This is a genomic window from Streptomyces aureocirculatus (assembly GCF_000720475.1).
GTDB classification, from domain to species: Bacteria; Actinomycetota; Actinomycetes; order Streptomycetales; family Streptomycetaceae; genus Streptomyces; species Streptomyces aureocirculatus.
In genome coordinates, this window is record NZ_JOAP01000050.1 from 18,365 (window position 1) to 34,131 (window position 15,767).

The 15,767-nt window shown below is 67.5% G+C and carries 15 protein-coding genes; 14 read left to right on the forward strand and 1 reads right to left on the reverse strand.

The window, feature by feature from the left end; all coding sequences use genetic code 11:
- Positions 1–260: 260 nt before the first annotated feature.
- From IG78_RS0133830 to IG78_RS0133850, 5 genes are all read left to right on the forward strand, one after another.
- Positions 261–797: a hypothetical protein gene (locus IG78_RS0133830; protein ID WP_199813312.1), complete on the forward strand. Its 537-nt coding sequence runs from the start codon at positions 261–263 to the stop codon at positions 795–797.
- 84 nt (positions 798–881) lie between these two features.
- Positions 882–1,913, forward strand: a complete 1,032-nt coding sequence (locus IG78_RS0133835) for an NAD-dependent epimerase/dehydratase family protein (RefSeq protein ID WP_030570892.1) — start codon at positions 882–884, stop codon at positions 1,911–1,913.
- Between the two features lie 451 nt (positions 1,914–2,364).
- The gene (locus IG78_RS0133840; RefSeq protein WP_157855971.1) at positions 2,365–3,033 is read left to right on the forward strand and encodes a hypothetical protein; all 669 of its coding nucleotides are present in this window, start codon (positions 2,365–2,367) and stop codon (positions 3,031–3,033) included.
- Positions 3,034–3,314: 281 nt separating this feature from the next.
- Positions 3,315–4,505, forward strand: coding sequence for an IS110 family RNA-guided transposase (locus IG78_RS0133845; protein WP_030570897.1), 1,191 nt, complete (start codon positions 3,315–3,317; stop codon positions 4,503–4,505).
- Positions 4,506–4,583: 78 nt separating this feature from the next.
- Complete coding sequence (locus tag IG78_RS0133850) at positions 4,584–6,032, forward strand: NF041680 family putative transposase (protein WP_037686473.1); 1,449 nt, start codon at positions 4,584–4,586, stop codon at positions 6,030–6,032.
- A 74-nt stretch (positions 6,033–6,106) separates the two neighbouring features.
- Here the strand turns inward: IG78_RS0133850 and IG78_RS0133855 are convergent, their stop codons facing one another.
- On the reverse strand, positions 6,107–7,474 hold the full coding sequence (locus IG78_RS0133855) for an NsdA family TPR-like regulatory protein (RefSeq protein ID WP_225882235.1): 1,368 nt from the start codon (positions 7,472–7,474) through the stop codon (positions 6,107–6,109).
- A gap of 234 nt (positions 7,475–7,708) precedes the next feature.
- On the opposite strand from IG78_RS0133855, the gene IG78_RS44500 reads away from it, so the two are divergent.
- The 9 genes from IG78_RS44500 (at position 7,709) to IG78_RS0133895 (ending at position 15,761) form a co-directional block, all read left to right on the forward strand.
- A complete protein-coding gene (locus tag IG78_RS44500) occupies positions 7,709–8,266 on the forward strand; it encodes an ATP-binding protein (protein WP_051853173.1) in 558 nt (185 codons plus the stop codon).
- Complete coding sequence (locus tag IG78_RS0133865; RefSeq protein WP_225882236.1) at positions 8,263–8,829, forward strand: hypothetical protein; 567 nt, start codon at positions 8,263–8,265, stop codon at positions 8,827–8,829. The genes IG78_RS44500 and IG78_RS0133865 overlap by 4 nt, the downstream gene beginning before the upstream one ends.
- 10 nt (positions 8,830–8,839) lie before the next feature.
- The gene (locus IG78_RS0133870) at positions 8,840–9,325 is read left to right on the forward strand and encodes a hypothetical protein (protein ID WP_030570911.1); all 486 of its coding nucleotides are present in this window, start codon (positions 8,840–8,842) and stop codon (positions 9,323–9,325) included.
- The gene (locus IG78_RS0133875; RefSeq protein ID WP_030570914.1) at positions 9,322–9,657 is read left to right on the forward strand and encodes a hypothetical protein; all 336 of its coding nucleotides are present in this window, start codon (positions 9,322–9,324) and stop codon (positions 9,655–9,657) included. Before IG78_RS0133870 ends, IG78_RS0133875 begins: the two co-directional genes overlap by 4 nt.
- 119 nt (positions 9,658–9,776) lie before the next feature.
- The gene (locus IG78_RS0133880; protein ID WP_030570917.1) at positions 9,777–10,697 is read left to right on the forward strand and encodes an endonuclease/exonuclease/phosphatase family protein; all 921 of its coding nucleotides are present in this window, start codon (positions 9,777–9,779) and stop codon (positions 10,695–10,697) included.
- Between the two features lie 307 nt (positions 10,698–11,004).
- Positions 11,005–11,109, forward strand: coding sequence for an FxLD family lanthipeptide (locus IG78_RS52290; RefSeq protein WP_078965644.1), 105 nt, complete (start codon positions 11,005–11,007; stop codon positions 11,107–11,109).
- Positions 11,110–11,147: 38 nt separating this feature from the next.
- Complete coding sequence (locus IG78_RS0133885; protein WP_030570919.1) at positions 11,148–11,327, forward strand: FxLD family lanthipeptide; 180 nt, start codon at positions 11,148–11,150, stop codon at positions 11,325–11,327.
- Between the two features lie 83 nt (positions 11,328–11,410).
- On the forward strand, positions 11,411–14,509 hold the full coding sequence (locus IG78_RS0133890) for a lantibiotic dehydratase (RefSeq protein ID WP_030570923.1): 3,099 nt from the start codon (positions 11,411–11,413) through the stop codon (positions 14,507–14,509).
- On the forward strand, positions 14,496–15,761 hold the full coding sequence (locus IG78_RS0133895; RefSeq protein ID WP_078965613.1) for a lanthionine synthetase C family protein: 1,266 nt from the start codon (positions 14,496–14,498) through the stop codon (positions 15,759–15,761). The genes IG78_RS0133890 and IG78_RS0133895 overlap by 14 nt, the downstream gene beginning before the upstream one ends.
- The last annotated feature ends 6 nt before the right edge of the window (positions 15,762–15,767 follow it).

Below are 15,767 nucleotides of genomic sequence, written 5' to 3' on the forward strand. Positions count from 1 at the left end.
CTGCGGGGGGCCGCGCACCTACGAAGGCGCGCTCGCCCATAAGGCGGCGCGGATCGTGCTCGGCGAGACTTCCGCCGGATAGGACGTCTAATGCCCAGTTCTATAGACCAGTGATAGCAATAGATCCGAGCATGAGACTCGGCACACGGGCCTCGTTGGCTGGTTCTCCATCGTGATGTGCGGGTGAACTTCCGTACACTAGGCATCGCACGGTTCGCCCGTATCACAAAATACCTAAGGGGTTATTTGTGTTGTACGCCATGGCCTTCGAGCGAGTCGGCGTCGTGGTGAGCGACCTCTACTTCCTCAACCCGAAACCGATCCACGGGCAGGAAAGCCCTGAGCGCGGTGTACGGCTGGAGCTACGAGTCTTCGAGAGCGGCGAGTTGCCGGGTTCCATTTACGCGGCACGCCCCATCACCATCGGTCGCCCACTCTGGCGGGTGGATCTCCTCCAGGACGCGAACGCGGCTCCGAACACCTTCGACCGCACACACCACCATCCCAACGTCGTCGGCTGGGAGCCCGGCTCGCGAACATTCGTCGAGGAGTTGTCTGATGATCCGCTGACCTGGCTGGCAGGCAAGTTCACCAACATTTCCAGCTTGCTGAAGGAGGCTGGCATTGCCCCGGACGAGATCTCGGCGGCGGATGCCGACGGCCTGCGCAATGCGGCGCCCGAGATCATGGGGGCCGTCCGCCGGATGCTGGAGCGTGTATGGGCCGGCGAGCTCGGGCAGCCGAAGGACGACATGGGCTCCGGAACGGTGACAAGCATGCGGGCCAGCTGGCTCTAGATGGCCTTGGCTTCGCGAAGTCGGTCTTGAGCAACCTCCCGTCAGCGTGGCGCAAGAACGGGCTCAGCGGGCAGGATCAGCATCATGAGGATTCTCGTGCTTGGTGGGACCTGGTTCTTGGGACGAGCCGTTGCTCAGACCGCACTTGACCGGGGGTGGTCCGTATGGGCGTTCAACAGAGGCAGGTCGGGCAAGGCCCCCGAAGGAACGCGGGAGATCCACGGTGACCGCACGGTTAAAGAAGATCTTGCGGCACTCGCCCAGCACGGGCCGTGGGATGCCGTGATCGACACCTCCGCCTCAGAGCTGGCCCCGAGGGACGTGTTGGCTGGTGCCAAGTCGCTGGAGCCGGTGACGAGCAGGTACGTATACATCTCCACGGTCAATGCGTATCGAGGGTGGCCGAACGAGCCGTTGACGGAATCGTCCGAACTTCTCGACGGGCCTGCTGATGCCGACGCCGAGTACGGTCGCCTGCCTGCGAACTGGGACGGTCCTGACTGGTACTACGGACGGCAGAAGGCGGGCGCAGAGCGAGCGTCGTTGGCAACCTTTGGAGCAGCTCGCGTTTCGATCCTGCGCCCTGGGGTGATCTTGGGGCCGGGCGAGTACGTGGGGCGGCTCCCCTGGTGGTTGCGGAGGGCAGAGAAGGGCGGGGCGATCCTCGCACCGGGGCGACCGGAGGCGTCGATTCAGCCCGTGGACGTCAGGGACGTAGCCACCTTCGCGCTTGACCAGGCCGCCACGTCCGGCGGCGGCGCATTTAACGTGACGGCGCCTGTGGGCCGCGAGACGATGAGCGGCTTCCTCACTGCTTGTCTTGAGGCTACGGGCAGTGGTGGGCATCTTGTCTGGGCACCAGACGACCTCCTGATCAAGCGGGGGGTGCAGCAGTGGACCGAGCTGCCGCTCTGGCGTACGAGCGCGGGCGTGTGGAACGTCGACTCCTCCCGGGCGCAGGCTGCCGGGCTGCGGTGTCGTCCTCTGGCCGAGACGATTACTGGCACATGGGAGTGGATGCAAGGTGGGGGTCGCCCGGTGGAGCATCCACGGTGGGCTGAGCACGGCATCTCAACGGCGAAGGAAGCTCGGATCCTGGAGGAACTGGGGGCCTGAGAGCGGCCTCGGGACCTGCAATGCGGGTTCCGATTCGGCGTTTGCGCCAGGAAAGCTGGCCCAGTTCGGCCGTCCGGCCCGGAATCCTCTGATATGCCTCAAGTCGCAGTGCGACTCGGCGGTCTGGCGCAAGAGTGGAGCCATGTCGATCCGAAGTCGGGGCACTGGCCTCGTCCGTGCCCACTGGCGGCTTGTCCTGTTCCCCCTCGGGATCACATCTGGTACCTGGGGCAATGCGCGGTGGGACTACGCAACCGTCCCGGACAAGGCAGTCAGCTTGGTGTGCGTCTTCGGCGGCCTCGTGCTGGCGGGCCGTTCGGCCCGGCACTGGCAGGCGTTCACGCTCCCCGGGCTCAGGGCGGAGATTTCGGAGCGGGCTTCGGCGAGGTGGCAGTCGCCCGAGTGGGTCCGGCGCCGAGGGGACGTACAGATATTGCTGTGGTGCGCAGCCGTGGCAGCCATCGTGCTGTACGGGTGGCGTCTCTTTCTCAACCTGGACACCGCGCGGCCGGCCAGGTACCTCGGCGACGCCACGAATCTGATGTCGATCTGGGCTCTGCTCCCCATTTTCGCGGAAATGATCGAACCGAAGGATTCTCCGCTGGTTCGTCTGCACGGGCGCATCTCACGGGCCGTGATCACCCGTACGGTGTCGAACGCTGCGGGCATCAGCATGGTGGGAGCCATGGTGTACATGGTCGTCCTTCCCGAGTACCCGGCGGCGGTACTGACTGTGGCGGTCACCTTAGGGGTAGCCGTGGTCGTCTCAAGCCACAAGACATGGACACGGATGCGGAAGCTGTGCACCCGTGTCCACATGAACGTTCAGACGCTGGTACGGGACCTGGAGGAGCTCGCAGACAGTCCAGATGAGACCAAACGAGCGGCGGTAGTGCGAAGCTGGGATGAGGTGCACCGGGATCTGCTGACGAGAATCGACAGCGGGTACTGGCTGCTAGGGAGACCGTTCCTGCCGATCGATGCGGTCACCGTTCTGGAGGTGAAGGTGGCGACGGCGTTGGATGAGCTGCCCCACAACAAGAATGCGGGCGGAGATGTGCTTGCCGACTTTGAGGCGCTGCTCGCGGTGTGCGCTACACGGATCGACACGGTGGCGTGACCCTGCACTCCGGCCGTCCGCGCTGCGCTCCACAGTCCGTCAGCTTATCCTACCTTCCAAGCGTGGGCCTGCAATCGGTCATTCGTAGGCTCGGCAGGGCCCGGGGGCTCCGGGTATGGCTGTCAGCTTGTCGCCGTCGATGGCTCAAATGACTTGGCCGCCCGGAGCTCCGCGAACGACTCGACCGCTAATTGGGATACGCGACTCGATCGCTGTGTAGGACAACGTCGGCGAGGTCGTCTGCGGGACTGCTGTTGGACGACGAGCTGACGGAGGTGACCGTGCCCGAGATCTGGGCTGGTGTGGACATCGGCAAGGAACATCACCACTGCGTGGTGATCGACGCGCGAGGCGAACGCTTGCTCTCGCGCCGGGTCCTGAACGACGAGTCCGCGCTGCTGGAGTTGATCGGTGACATCCTCGCGCTCTCGGAAGACACGCTGTGGGCAGTGGACATCAACCACGGAGGAGCCGCCCTCCTCATCGGCCTGCTGCTTGGTCATGACCAGCCGATGGTCTACCTCACCGGTCTCGCCGTTCACCAGGCATCGGCTGCCTACCGCGGCCAGGGCAAGACGGACGCCAAGGACGCCTTCGTCATCGCCGACCAGGCCCGTATGCGCAAAGACCTCGGGGTGCTCCGGCCCGGCGACGAGGTAGCCGTCGATCTCAAGATCCTAGTCAGGCGCCGCACCGACCTCGTCAACGACCGAACCCGGCGGACCAACCGGCTCCGGGATCAACTTCCGGAGATCTTCCCGGCCTTGGAGCGGTCGCTCAGCCTGACGAACAAGGGGCCCGCCCTGCTGCTGACCGGCTACCAGACGCCGGCTGCCATCCGTCGCAGCGGTGCCAGGCGCATCGAGACGTGGCTGAAGAACCGCAAGGTCAAAGGCGCTGCTGCCCTCGCCCAGGCCGCGGTCGAAGCGGCTCAGGCCCAGCACACCTCACTTCCCGGTGAGAAGCTGGCCGCGTCGATGGCGGCCCGTCTCGCGAAGGGGGTGATGGCCCTCGAAGAGGAGATCGCCGAGCTCGACGAGCTCATCGATGCCCGGTTTCGCGAGCACCCGCGCTCCGAGGTGATCCGCAGCCTGCCCGGCATGGGCGCGCTGCTCGGAGCCACCTTCATCGCCGCCACTGGCGGAGATATGAAAGCCTTCGGCACCCCTGACCGGCTGGCGGCGTTCGCCGGCTTGTCGCCGGTGCCACGTGACTCCGGCCGCGTCAGCGGCAACATGCGCCGGCCCCGCCGCTATCACCGCGGCCTCCTGCGGGCCTTCTACCTCTCCTCCATGGCCAGCCTGCGATCATGTCCCGCATCGCGGGCGTACTACGAACGCAAACGCGCCGAGGGGAAAGGACACAAACAGGCCGTGCTTTCGCTCGCCCGCCGCAGAGCCAATGTTCTGTGGGCCATGATCCGCGACGAAGCGTGCTACCAAGCTGTACCGCCAGTCACGGTTGCCGCTTGACTTCCTGATTGGGAAGTCTTTTATCTACCGGCCTCGAACTGCGCCCCGAACTTGATCGCTCAGGAGGGAGTTCGGCGGCTGCATCACGATGTCCGGCAGGAAGCGTTCACACAAGCGTCACGCTTCCGAGCCGAGTTCTACGACTGCCTGACGGCCCGACGAGACGCACTATTCGAGCTGACCGACGCGCTGCTGTGTGTCGACGGACCGGTCACCTCGCCGGTGGATTTGACGCTGGCGCCTGAGCACCGCCGTGGTCACGGCACGTTGTACGGAGCTCTCAACCGCAGCCAGATCAACGTGGGCAGGCTGCGGGCCCTGCTGGCAGACATGCCCCTGCCGCGCTTCGACAGCGGACGCCTGGTCCTCGCGGTCGACGTGTCACCGTGGCTGCGCTCGGACGCGCCGTGCTCGGCGGACCGGCTGTTCTGCCACGTCTACGGACGGGCGAAGTCTGCGTCGCAGTTCATCCCGGGCTGGCCGTACTCTTTCGTCGCCGTCCTCGAACCGGGAGCCACCTCGTGGACATCGGTTTTGGACGTGGTCCGGCTCGGGCCCGAAGACGACGCGACCGCCATCACCGCCGCCCAGCTCCGCGCCGTGGCCGAGCGGCTCACCGCGGCTGGCCAGTGGACGCCCGGCGGCCCGGACATCACGATCGTCATGGACGCAGGTTATGACGTCACCCGCCTGGCCTGGGTCCTGCGGGATCTTCCTGTCGAGCTGGTCGGGCGGATCCGCAGTGACCGGGTGATGCGGCTGCCAAAGCCCTCGCTCAAGGACTACGCCCTGGCCTATCCCCAGGGTGGGCGACCGCCGAAGCACGGTAAGGAGTTCCACTTCGCCAGGCCCGAGACCTGGCCCGAGGCGCCGATCACCACTGTCACGGACACCGCCAACTACGGCAAGGCTGAGGCCCAGGCGTGGGACCGGGTCCACCCGCGGCTGACCCACCGCTCGGCCTGGCTCGAGCACGACGGAGAACTACCCATCGTCGAGGGCACCCTGGTCCGGTTGAAGGTCGAGCACCTCTCCAAGGAACGGCAAGCGCCGCCGGTCTGGCTGTGGTCGTCCAAGACTGGCGCCGCTCCGGCGGACGTGGACCGCTTCTGGCAAGGGTTCTTGAGGAGATTCGACCTGGAGCACACCTTCAGGTTCGGGAAACAGACGCTCGGCTGGACCACCCCGAAACTGCGGACGCCCGAGGCCGCGGACCGTTGGACCTGGCTGCTGGTCGTCGCGCACACCCAACTCCGCCTCGCGCGCCCGCTGGCCGCCGATCTCCGCCGGCCCTGGGAGAAACCGACCCAGCCCGCCCGGCTGACCCCAGCCCGAGTCCGCCGCGGGTTCAGAAACATCCGCGCTCACCTCCTCTGCCCAACCCGTGTTCCCCAACCTCGCGGCACCGGCCCCGGACGACCACCCGGGACCAAGAACCGTCACCCCGCACCCCGCTACGACGTCGGCAAAACCGTCAAACGCGCCGAGACTCTCAAAGCCATCGGCAGACCCGGTAGGTCTTGGTAGATAAAAGACAAGGTCAGAGCCCGTCTCGTAACCCGCTTCGAAGGTTCGGAGCCGGCCTTGCCCGTCGACTTTCGTCAACTCTCGATGGCCAGCGGCGTGGTGGCGCCGAGCTTGTGAGCGGTGGCCGCCGCGCTGTACTCCTCGATGCGTTCGCCGAGAGTGGTTGCTTCCGCGGCGTCAGCGAAGGCGGGGTGGCAGAGGCTGGAGCGGACGGCGGCGAGGCGTTCCAGCATCCCCGCTCCTCGCCATTCGGTGGGGACTTGGAAGACGGGTTCGAGAGCTTCCTGCGCGCCGTCGAGTTCGCCACGCAGAAGCCGGGCGCGGGCGAGGTCTACCGACGCTTGGGACGAGACGAGCAGCGGGCGTTGGTCTTCGGGTTTGCTGCCCAAGAGGTGCAGGGCACTGTGCGCGGCTGTTTCTGCCCCCTCGGAGTTGCGCAACAGCAGGTACGTCGTGGCGTTGCTCATGGCCACGCGGTCGTCAGGAAAGCCGAACTCGCCGCCGACGTCATCGTGCAGTTCGTCTCGGGTCCCTGTGTTCTGTTCGAGGGCCCTGCGTACAGCACGCTCTGATGCGGCTTTGTCCCCGAGGTGCCCGTATGCGCGGCCTTCGATGACCGACAGGCGAATGCGAGCCGTATCGCCGAGTCCCCCAAAGGCCTGGGCAGTGTGCACGAGCCGTACGGCTTCGGAGGGGCGGCCGCCCCAGTACGCCAGGAAGGCGAGGGCGCCATGCGCGTATGCCTGAAGGGGGCCGTGCTCAATGACCTGGCCGTAGAGCGCCGCGGTGCGGGACAGCGATACCGCCGACGGGAGAGAGCCGAGGTCGAAGGAGATCGCTGAGAGAAGAGCCGCGGACTGGCCTGCGGCGAGATATCCGCGGGTCCGCTGACGGGGTACCTGGGTTCTCTCCAACAGGGACTGGGCGACCTCCAGAAGCTCCTTGGCGCGGCGGTAGACCTCGACCGGGGAGGTCCGGTTGTAGGCGCGGGCCAGGTCCACGATGTCGTCGTCGAGTTGGTCGAGTGTCATGTCCGGCACGCTGAGGGAGGCGGCGTCACCGGCGTGTGCGGCTGCGTCCCGAGCAGTCATCGCTAGTTCGCTTTCGTTGAGCGCAAGTACTTGGTGCCCGGCTGAAGCCGAGGTGTGTTCGGTCGGCGGGTCAAGGAGTTGTCGTGCGGAGTACCCGAACATGTGCTCCAGAACCTGCGGAGCTGGATGATTCGGGAGTCCCTTGACTCGGCCTGAGGTCCATCGACGGAACGTTTGCTCTTCTACCGTCACGGTAGAAGAGGGCTCGTCGACTGCTGCTGCGACCTCTCGGGCGGCCTTCTCGTAGGCCTGCCTGAAGCGGTCAAAGGTCCAGCCCCGATCACGAACCAGCACTTGAAGCAGTGTCCGCGCATCCATGGCCGACGATTCCTTTCCAGCGGATTCGTACACGGGTCGCGCATAGCAGCCTTGGCGACTCCGCTTTCCACTATCACCCAACAAGGCCTGCGAGTAGGAATCTTGGGCTGATGTGGTGCCCCGGTGACATGTCGGTGATACCTGCATCACCCGTATGAGCGCGAGGTGGTACTCGCCACGACATGGCGAGCCGCACAGTGTGCCGCGAACCTTGATCTCCCCTCGCCGCTCGGCGGAGGACGGATGATGAGCAGATGGAGCCCCCCCATGCACTCCTCCCCAAGCAAAGTCGTCAGGAGCGTTGGCGCTAAGGACGAGCCGCAGCCGACTGGCGAGGACATTGGTCTGCACGCCGTCCTGCTGCGTCCTATCGTCGGTGCTGCATCGTGGGAGTGGTCGACGACGTTCGGGTTGGAGGACAGCTCCGGGTGGTCGACGTATCAGCTCGCCGGGATAGCCGCCAGCAGCGCCCGTATCCAGGGTCGGTCGCGGCTCACCGTGGCCCATTGGCCGGGTGACGTCGAGCTGGCCAGCAGGGTGGTGGCGGTGCTCGTGGACAACGCTGTCCGGCACGGCGGCATCGTTCGGGTCCCTGTACGCCTCGCGGAGATCCGTACGCGTGAGTTGCTCATCGAGGTGTCGGATCTGGCGCCGCAGTTCCCTGGGTTCGCGGAAGTGCTGGGGTGGGAGCCGACGGGTCCCGAACGGCGCCGACCTGGCTTGTGGCAGGCGCGTGGTTTCGGTGCGGCGCTCGCGTACGCGGCGAATGAGGACGGCTCCGGGAAGACGGTGCAGGCCGTGCTCAACCCGGAGGCGATGGCATGACCGCCCCGCTGCCTCACAGGGTTGTCGCTCCGGATCGGACGATCCGGCCATCTGGCCCGGTCGCGTTCACCCCTCAGCAGCAGACCATCCGCCGCGAGGAGGTGGCCCCCGATATGGGCGATCTGGCCACCCGTGTGCAGAACCTTATGGCTCTCACACACGGTCGCCCAGCCTGTATGCCGCTGGGCGGCGCGCTGTTCGATGTCGTGGTTACGGCGAGCGGGGACGCCGCGCGGGCCATCGTTCACCTCCTGGATGATGTGCAGCTCGACGGTTGTGGGCCGGTCATCGAGGACCCGGTGCGGTCGTGGCTGTATTGGCTCGTGCCACCTGGTACGAGCGAGCGGTGGGAACCGCACCAATACGCCATCTGCCTGGGCCGTCCACATCAGATTGTTCTGCCACCCCTCGCCCAGGCGGACCCTCCCGGCGCCTACTGGTTACGGCCGTTCAAAAGCGATCGGCTCGTTCCCCCGCTGCCCCTGCGGGGTTTCCTCGACAGCTTCCAGCCAGCCCCCGTACCGCACGAAGTGCTGCTCGCAGCCGAGCTGCGGGCCTTGTGAGGCGGCCGACATGACGAGACTTTGCGACCTCTCCGTGTCCGCGTACCTCCATTACGACGAACCGCCCAGCTCACCCGGAAACCGCGCGGCCCGGCTCGCCGGTCTGCGCAACGACTACATGGCGGAACTCCTCGAAGAGCATCAGCGAAGCGGCCGGACGATCACCGTGGCCCCGTACGTTGTGGCGTCGACCGGAGACGAGCGACGCGCGGGGCTGGCGCAGCTCGGCCGTTTCGCCAAGGAGCAGCAGGGCTGGCCCGTCACGGGCAGCTCTTTCTGCGACTTCGACCCGGAGGTGCCCCTTGAGGAGCGCCGCGCCTTCGGGGCTGCGTGCCAGTACGCCTCCCTGGGGTTCGCCAGTGGCATCCTCGCAACGAACCGCGCGGCCCTCACCTTCGATGACGCCGCATATGAGCGAGTCCTCACCTACTTGCACAAACGCCGAGTCTTCCTCGCCTTCCTCCCGTTCCTCGACGAGCAGGGGGAGAAGTCATGACGATCAGCCACGACGCCCCGTCGACGAACGTCCGCGTGAATATCGCCTCCGTCGAACGCACCATCTTCGAAACGATGCGACCTGGGGTGGCGATGCCTGCGCGAGCCACGCTGGTCGTGCACGTCGCCGCCCTGACCGCCAATGTGAAAGCACTGCTGCCTGCGGTCCCGCGTGACCACCGCGCGTATGAGCGGGCCCAGGGTCTTGTCTTGCCCCGAGCGCGCCCTGGTGAGCAGGCGAGTCACTACGAGCTGTGGCAGTACTCCCTGGCACTCGCCCGTGCCGCCCAGGAGCTGCTCGACCTGGTCACGCGGGATACGGGACCGCCGTGACCCTCCTGGCGGGCCGTCGCGCCGGCATCGGCCTGAACGCTCCCGTCGATACGTACGTACTTGCCCGGCCACTACCCGTCCGCGGTTGCCGACGCGGACCGTCCTTCAAGGATCACCTCATGAGCGAACGCGACGACGAGTTCCGCGTGGCGATCTTCAACGTGGAGCACAACGGTGTCGACCGCGACGGCACCAATCATCGATGGCACCTCGCCATGGACATCATGGCGGCGATTCAGCCGCACCTGCTCCTGCGTCAGGAGCTGACTCGGGCGCACATGCATGGGGCTCGTGCGGTGTGGGAGGAAGCCTCACGGCTTGGCGGTCACCGTCCGTTTCTCGCTGGCGCGACGCCGGAGTCGGCCAACCCGACCGGTGTCTATGCCGACCGGATGTGCCAGCCTACTGAGTACTTCGAGCACGCGACGGCCATGTGGCATCCCGTCTGCAACCCGGTGTTCCGGATCAACAATGCGAGGAAGAAGCTGAGCGTTGCTTCCATCCACTTGTGTTCCTTCGACCCGGCCCGGCGCGCGAGCGAAGCGAAGCGGCTGACGACCCTCGCCAAACGCGGCATGGCGGCGATCATCGGGGGCGACACGAATTCCTACCCGCACACCGCCGACGAGACTACGCCGCTGCCGGACTGGGGTGCGGTCACTGACCGGAGCCACTTCGAACACCGCACCGTCGAGCGGGACGGCGCTCGGGTCTCCGACACCGTCCCGGACGAAATTCTGGCGGGCGAGCACCACGGTCAGCCCCCGCTCCTCGTCGACTTGGCGCACCACGCTGCGACGGCCCTTGGACAGTCCGAAGCCCTCATGCCTACCGCGTCACTGTGGCGGAAGGACCAGGGCGGGCCCCAACGGATCGACCGGATCTATGCCACCCCGCAGATCGCCAGCACGCTGACCAAGGTAGAGGTCATCGTCAACGACGAGGTGATCGAAGCAAGTGATCACGCCCCGGTCGTCGCCACCTTCAGCCTCACTCGACTGTGCCAGGTCTTGTCGGAGGACCTGACCGACGCCGCCTAACGGCTGCGCTCGGTGCGACGGCTGCCTCCTGCGGGGGGGGGGGGGGGGGAAAGGGCCCCCCCCCACACCCCCCCCCTTGGCCGGGGGGGGGGGGGGGGACCCCCCCAGGGGGGAGGACTTCTCGCACCGCTCTCTCCCGTGCACATGTCCGTCTGGCCAAGAGAGGAAGGCGAGGTGGTTACCCCGATCCAGCGTCATCGCTATGTAACACCCCGATCTGAGGAGGACTTGCTGTGCCTAAGAGCCTGAAGGAAGCCGGACCGCAGGCCGCGCCGGCCGCACGCTTGCAGGACCCGTCGATCTCGACATCAGCGTCATCGAGTCCGGCGACGGGCAGGCGACGCTGATCAACCTCACCGACGACGGCTGCGGCAGTACCTGCTCCAGCCCGTGTGCCACCAACGTGGCCTGAACTTCCAACCCGCGCACGACGAGTAGGGAGAGATCAGCATGAGCAGCAACACGATCAAGGACCAAGCGCAGCCTCCGAGTACGACGGCGGGCGACGACGCGTTCGAACTGGACATCAGCGTCCTGGAGTCCGGTGACGGGTCCGCTTCGCTGATCAACCTGACGGATGACGGGTGCAAACCGAGCTGCCAGGGGTCCTGCGCCACCAACGTGGCCTGACCACACGCACGGCCGGTTGTCAGCCCGCGGGGCCTGTCGCCGCGCGGGCTGACACCCCCGGCCCCACTGAACAGGGAGGGTGCATGGATTCCAGGAACACCGGATCGCTGTACCGGTGCGCAGACACGGCGCTCGTGCGCGCCGCCCGATACGCGACGCTGCCGCTGCCGGCGTGGCCGGACCTGACCGACGGCTCCCCAACCAGCCAGAGTCGGTGGCAGACGTGGCTGCGCGCAGTCTGGTCGGTAGCCGAGATTGCGGAGGCCATCGATCAGGCCAGTCCTTCGCTGGCACAGCAGGTCCATACGCTGTGCAGGGCGTCTCGGCCGGAGGCCCGTCAGCTTCGCCGCGCCATGGTGTCCGTCATGCGATACGTGCTGCGGATGACGGGCCGAGCGACACCGCACGGCCTGTTCGCTGGAATCGCGCCCGTCTCCTTCGGACAACGGCCTGGGTGGGCGTGGGGTGAATGGCATCGCGCCGTTGTACGCGCGGACAGTGCCTGGGTCGCTGACCTGGTCAGCCGTCTGGAGGCATGTCCTGACGTGTTGCGGCGTCTGCCCGTGATGACCAACAACACCGCCTATGTACGCGGCGAGCGGCTGGTCGTGCCCTACCCTCCCTGTTCACGGCCTACCGAGAAGGGCCCCGCGGCGGAAGTGTCCCTGCGCTATACCGCCGCCGCCCGGATTGCCGTGGAGGCCGCCGCCTCGCCCATCTTCTTCAAGACGGTCGTGGACAGGGTGAAGGCCGAGTTCCCCGACGTGCCCGCGCCCCAGGTGGAAGGTCTCGTCGCCAGCCTGGTCCAGGTCGGTGTGCTCATCAGCAGTCTGCACGCACCGTCCGCCGTCCTCGACGCGCTCGGCCACCTGGTCCAGGAGCTCGACGCCGTCGACGCGGTGCAGTGCGCGGACCTCGTGGCGGACTTACAGCTCGTCCGCAATGCCATTGCCCAGCACAACCAGGTGCTCGCTCCGGGAGATGGGCGGCGTCTGCGCTTCGCCTTGCAGCTGAAGATGATGACGTTGAGCACCGTCAAGGCCCAGCCGATCACGGTGGACCTGCGCCTGGACTGCTCGCTCACTCTGCCCCCGCTGGTTGCCCGTGAGGCGGAGAAGGCCGCCACCGTGCTGGCGCGGCTCACTGCGTACCCCTTCGGCACGCCTGCGTGGCAGGACTTCCACAACCGGTTCTTCGAGCGGTACGGCATCAACTCCCTCATCCCTCTGCGGGACGTCGTCGACCCGGATGTGGGACTCGGGTTCCCTGCCGGTTACCGGGACGCGGAACCCGAGCACCGGGAGGCCGTGACCGCCCGTGAACAGCGGCTGTTCTCCCTCGCCCAGGCCGCCGTGCTCGACGGCCGCGACGAAATCCACCTGGACGAGGAGCTGCTCCGCGCCCTGACGCTCGGCGACTCAGACACGATGCAGGTACCGGCCCACTTGGAGCTGCGCTTCCAGATCCACGCGACTTCGCAGGCCGCTCTCGCCAACGGCGACTTCGCCCTCCACAGCATCGCTCCCTCACGGGGCATCGGCACGACCAGCGGCCGGTGCCTGGGACTGCTCGAACCCGCCGACCAGGCTCGCGCGGCCGCCGTGCTGGAACAGGTGCCGGTCAATGCGCCCGGCGCGCTGCCCACGCAGGTCTCCTTCGCCCCGCTCGATCGCGGTGACCCCAACGTCACCCGCGTGCCCGAACTCCTGCCGGGCGTGATCAGCCTGGCCGAGCACCGTCCGGCCGACGAGCGCACCATCACGCTCGATGACCTCGCGGTGGGCTGCGACCGCCGCAGGCTCTACCTCGTCTCCCTCTCCCGCAGGTGCCTGCTGGACCCGACGACGTTGCACGCTCTCGACCTGCGGGCCCACACGCCACCGCTCGCGCGATTCCTCACCGAGATCAGCCGCTCCCAGGCCGCCGTCCTGACCCCATTCCCGTGGGCGTCTGCCACGGCCCTCCCGTACCTGCCGCGAGTGCGCTACGGCCGCACGATCCTCTCTCCAGCCAAGTGGCGGCTGGACCGGTCGGAGCTGCCCGGCCGCCGCACCTCATGGGAGGAATGGCACAAGGCGGTCGACGAGTGGCGCACGCGCCGCCGTGTGCCGGACGCCGTCGTGCTGACCGAGGGCGACCAGGGACTACCGCTAGACCTCTCCGTGAGCGCACACCTCGCGCTGCTGCGCACCCACCTGGACAACAGCGAAACGGCCGTCCTGACCGAAGGGAGGTGTGACAGCGGATGGTTCGGGGGCCGGGCCCACGAGATCGTCGTCCCGATGACGGCCGCCCGTGCGCCACAGTGGCCGACGGTCCCACCCGTGACCGCTGACCGGCTCCTCACCCGCGACCACGGTCACCTCCCGGGGTCCGCTCCGTGGATGCTGGTCACGCTGTATGGGCACGTCGAACGGCAACCGGCGATTCTGGCCCACCACCTTCCCGCGCTCCTGAACCAATGGGACGAGCCGCCGAAGTGGTGGTACATGCGCTACCGCGACCCGCGTTGGCATCTGCGCCTGCGCATCGCGGTCCCCGATGCGCAGGGCTTCGCGCTCGCTGCGCACCGGGTGAATGTGTGGGCGGCCGGACTGCGCCGGGCCGGGCTGCTGAGCGACGTGCGGTTCGCGACCTCTTACCCGGAAACCGGCAGGTGGGGCACCGGGCCGTTGATGAGCCTCGCTGAGGACGTCTTCGCCGCGGACTCCCGCGCCCTGGCCGTCCAGTTCGCCCAGAAGCAGTGCCCTCACCCTCAGGCTCTCACCGCGGCGAACTTCATCGCTCTCGCAGTTGCCTTCACCGGCAGCACCGCCGACGGCATGGGCTGGCTGATCGACCACGGCAGGATCACCGATCCGCGTCCCGTGGACCGGGCGGTGCTCGACGAGGCCGTACGCCTTGCCGATCCGACCCGTGGCTGGGCGGCGCTGCGCGCGGTCCCTGGGGGCGCGGCGATTGCTGCCGCCTGGCGGGAGCGCGACGAGGCCCTGGCCCGCTACCGGGAGCGGCTGAACGCAACCGACGGCATGGACCCGGATCTGGTCTTGGACTCGCTGTTGCACGCCCACCACATCCGCGCTGTCGGCATCGACAAGGACGACGAACGCATGTGCATGCGGCTGGCCCATGCCGTCGCAAGGGCTTGGACGCACCGAGGAGATGACCATGGAGCTGCGTGACGCCGCACGGGATGCCGCCGACGCCATCGCGGAGCGTCTTGCCGTACCGCAGGACGTACGGTCGCTGGCTCACCGGCAGGGCTGGTGGCCGCAGTCCCTGGCGCACGGGGCCGTCGGCGTCGCGTTGCTGCACATCGAGCGGGCCCGCACAGGTCAGGGGTCGTGGCAGCGGGCGCATGACTGGCTTGCCTGCGCCGCAGCAGAGTCGGCCGTCGGGGGCCCCGACAGCCACCTCTACTACGGAGCGCCTGCTCTCGCCTTTGCTCTGCATGCCGCCGCCGACCGGCCCGGACGGTATGCCCGCGCACTGGACACCCTTGACCAGTACGTCACGACGGCGATCCGGGTCCGGTTGGCCAGTGCCCACGCCCGCATGGACCGGGGCGAGACGGCCGCGCTGGCCGAGTTCGACACGATCCGGGGTCTGAGTGGGATGGGCGCTCTCCTGCTGCACCGTGATGTCCATACCGGACTGCTCCGGCAGACCCTGGCGTACCTGGTCAGGCTCACCGAGCCGGTCAAACACGATGGCGAGGTCCTGCCCGGCTGGTGGAGCCACCTCGGCCCCTCCAGTGAAGCGTCCCCGGACTATCCGGCAGGGCATGCCAACAACGGCGTCGCCCACGGCATCAGCGGCCCCCTCGCTCTGCTCTCCCTCGCTGCACGCCGCGGTGTCACTGTCGAAGGCCACAGTGAGGCGATCACCCGTGTCCTGGCCTGGCTTGACCAGTGGCAGCAGGAGGGCCCCGCCGGTGCGTGGTGGCCGTACTGGATCACCCGTGAACAGCTGCGATCTGGCCTGCCCGGCCCGGGCCCGTCGCGGCCGTCCTGGTGCTATGGGACGGCCGGGTTCGCCCGCGCCCAGCAGCTCGCTGCCCTCGCACTCAACGACCGTGAGCGGCAGCGCGCGGCTGAGCGCGCGCTCCTCCAGGTGATGACCGACCCCGCTCAGCTCGGGGCGACCGTGGACGTCTCTCTTTGCCACGGGTTCGCCGGCTTGGCACACATCACGCAACTCGTGGCTGCTGATGCCATCACCCCTGGTCTCACCGAGTGCCTGCCCCGGCTCCTTGCCTCGATCACCGATACCGCCCCCGGGGCGCTGACGGCTTCGTTGCTCGACTCTGCCGACGGCGGCGACATCGGGCTCCTTGAAGGCGCTGCAGGTGTCGCTCTCGCCCTCCACTCCTTCCAGACCGGAATGCCGTCCGCGTCCGGCTGGGACGCCTGCTTTCTGACCAGCTCGGTATGAGAGGAG

Excerpts from the sequence above, each read along its gene's own strand:
- IG78_RS0133830 (WP_199813312.1), top strand. The coding sequence starts at position 261 with ATGGCCTTCGAGCGAGTCGGCGTCGTGGTGAGCGACCTCTACTTCCTC.
- IG78_RS0133835 (WP_030570892.1), top strand. The coding sequence starts at position 882 with ATGAGGATTCTCGTGCTTGGTGGGACCTGGTTCTTGGGACGAGCCGTT.
- IG78_RS44500 (WP_051853173.1), top strand. The coding sequence starts at position 7,709 with ATGCACTCCTCCCCAAGCAAAGTCGTCAGGAGCGTTGGCGCTAAGGAC.
- IG78_RS0133865 (WP_225882236.1), top strand. The coding sequence starts at position 8,263 with ATGACCGCCCCGCTGCCTCACAGGGTTGTCGCTCCGGATCGGACGATC.
- IG78_RS0133870 (WP_030570911.1), top strand. The coding sequence starts at position 8,840 with ATGACGAGACTTTGCGACCTCTCCGTGTCCGCGTACCTCCATTACGAC.
- IG78_RS0133875 (WP_030570914.1), top strand. The coding sequence starts at position 9,322 with ATGACGATCAGCCACGACGCCCCGTCGACGAACGTCCGCGTGAATATC.
- IG78_RS0133880 (WP_030570917.1), top strand. The coding sequence starts at position 9,777 with ATGAGCGAACGCGACGACGAGTTCCGCGTGGCGATCTTCAACGTGGAG.
- IG78_RS0133885 (WP_030570919.1), top strand. The coding sequence starts at position 11,148 with ATGAGCAGCAACACGATCAAGGACCAAGCGCAGCCTCCGAGTACGACG.
- IG78_RS0133890 (WP_030570923.1), top strand. The coding sequence starts at position 11,411 with ATGGATTCCAGGAACACCGGATCGCTGTACCGGTGCGCAGACACGGCG.
- IG78_RS0133895 (WP_078965613.1), top strand. The coding sequence starts at position 14,496 with ATGGAGCTGCGTGACGCCGCACGGGATGCCGCCGACGCCATCGCGGAG.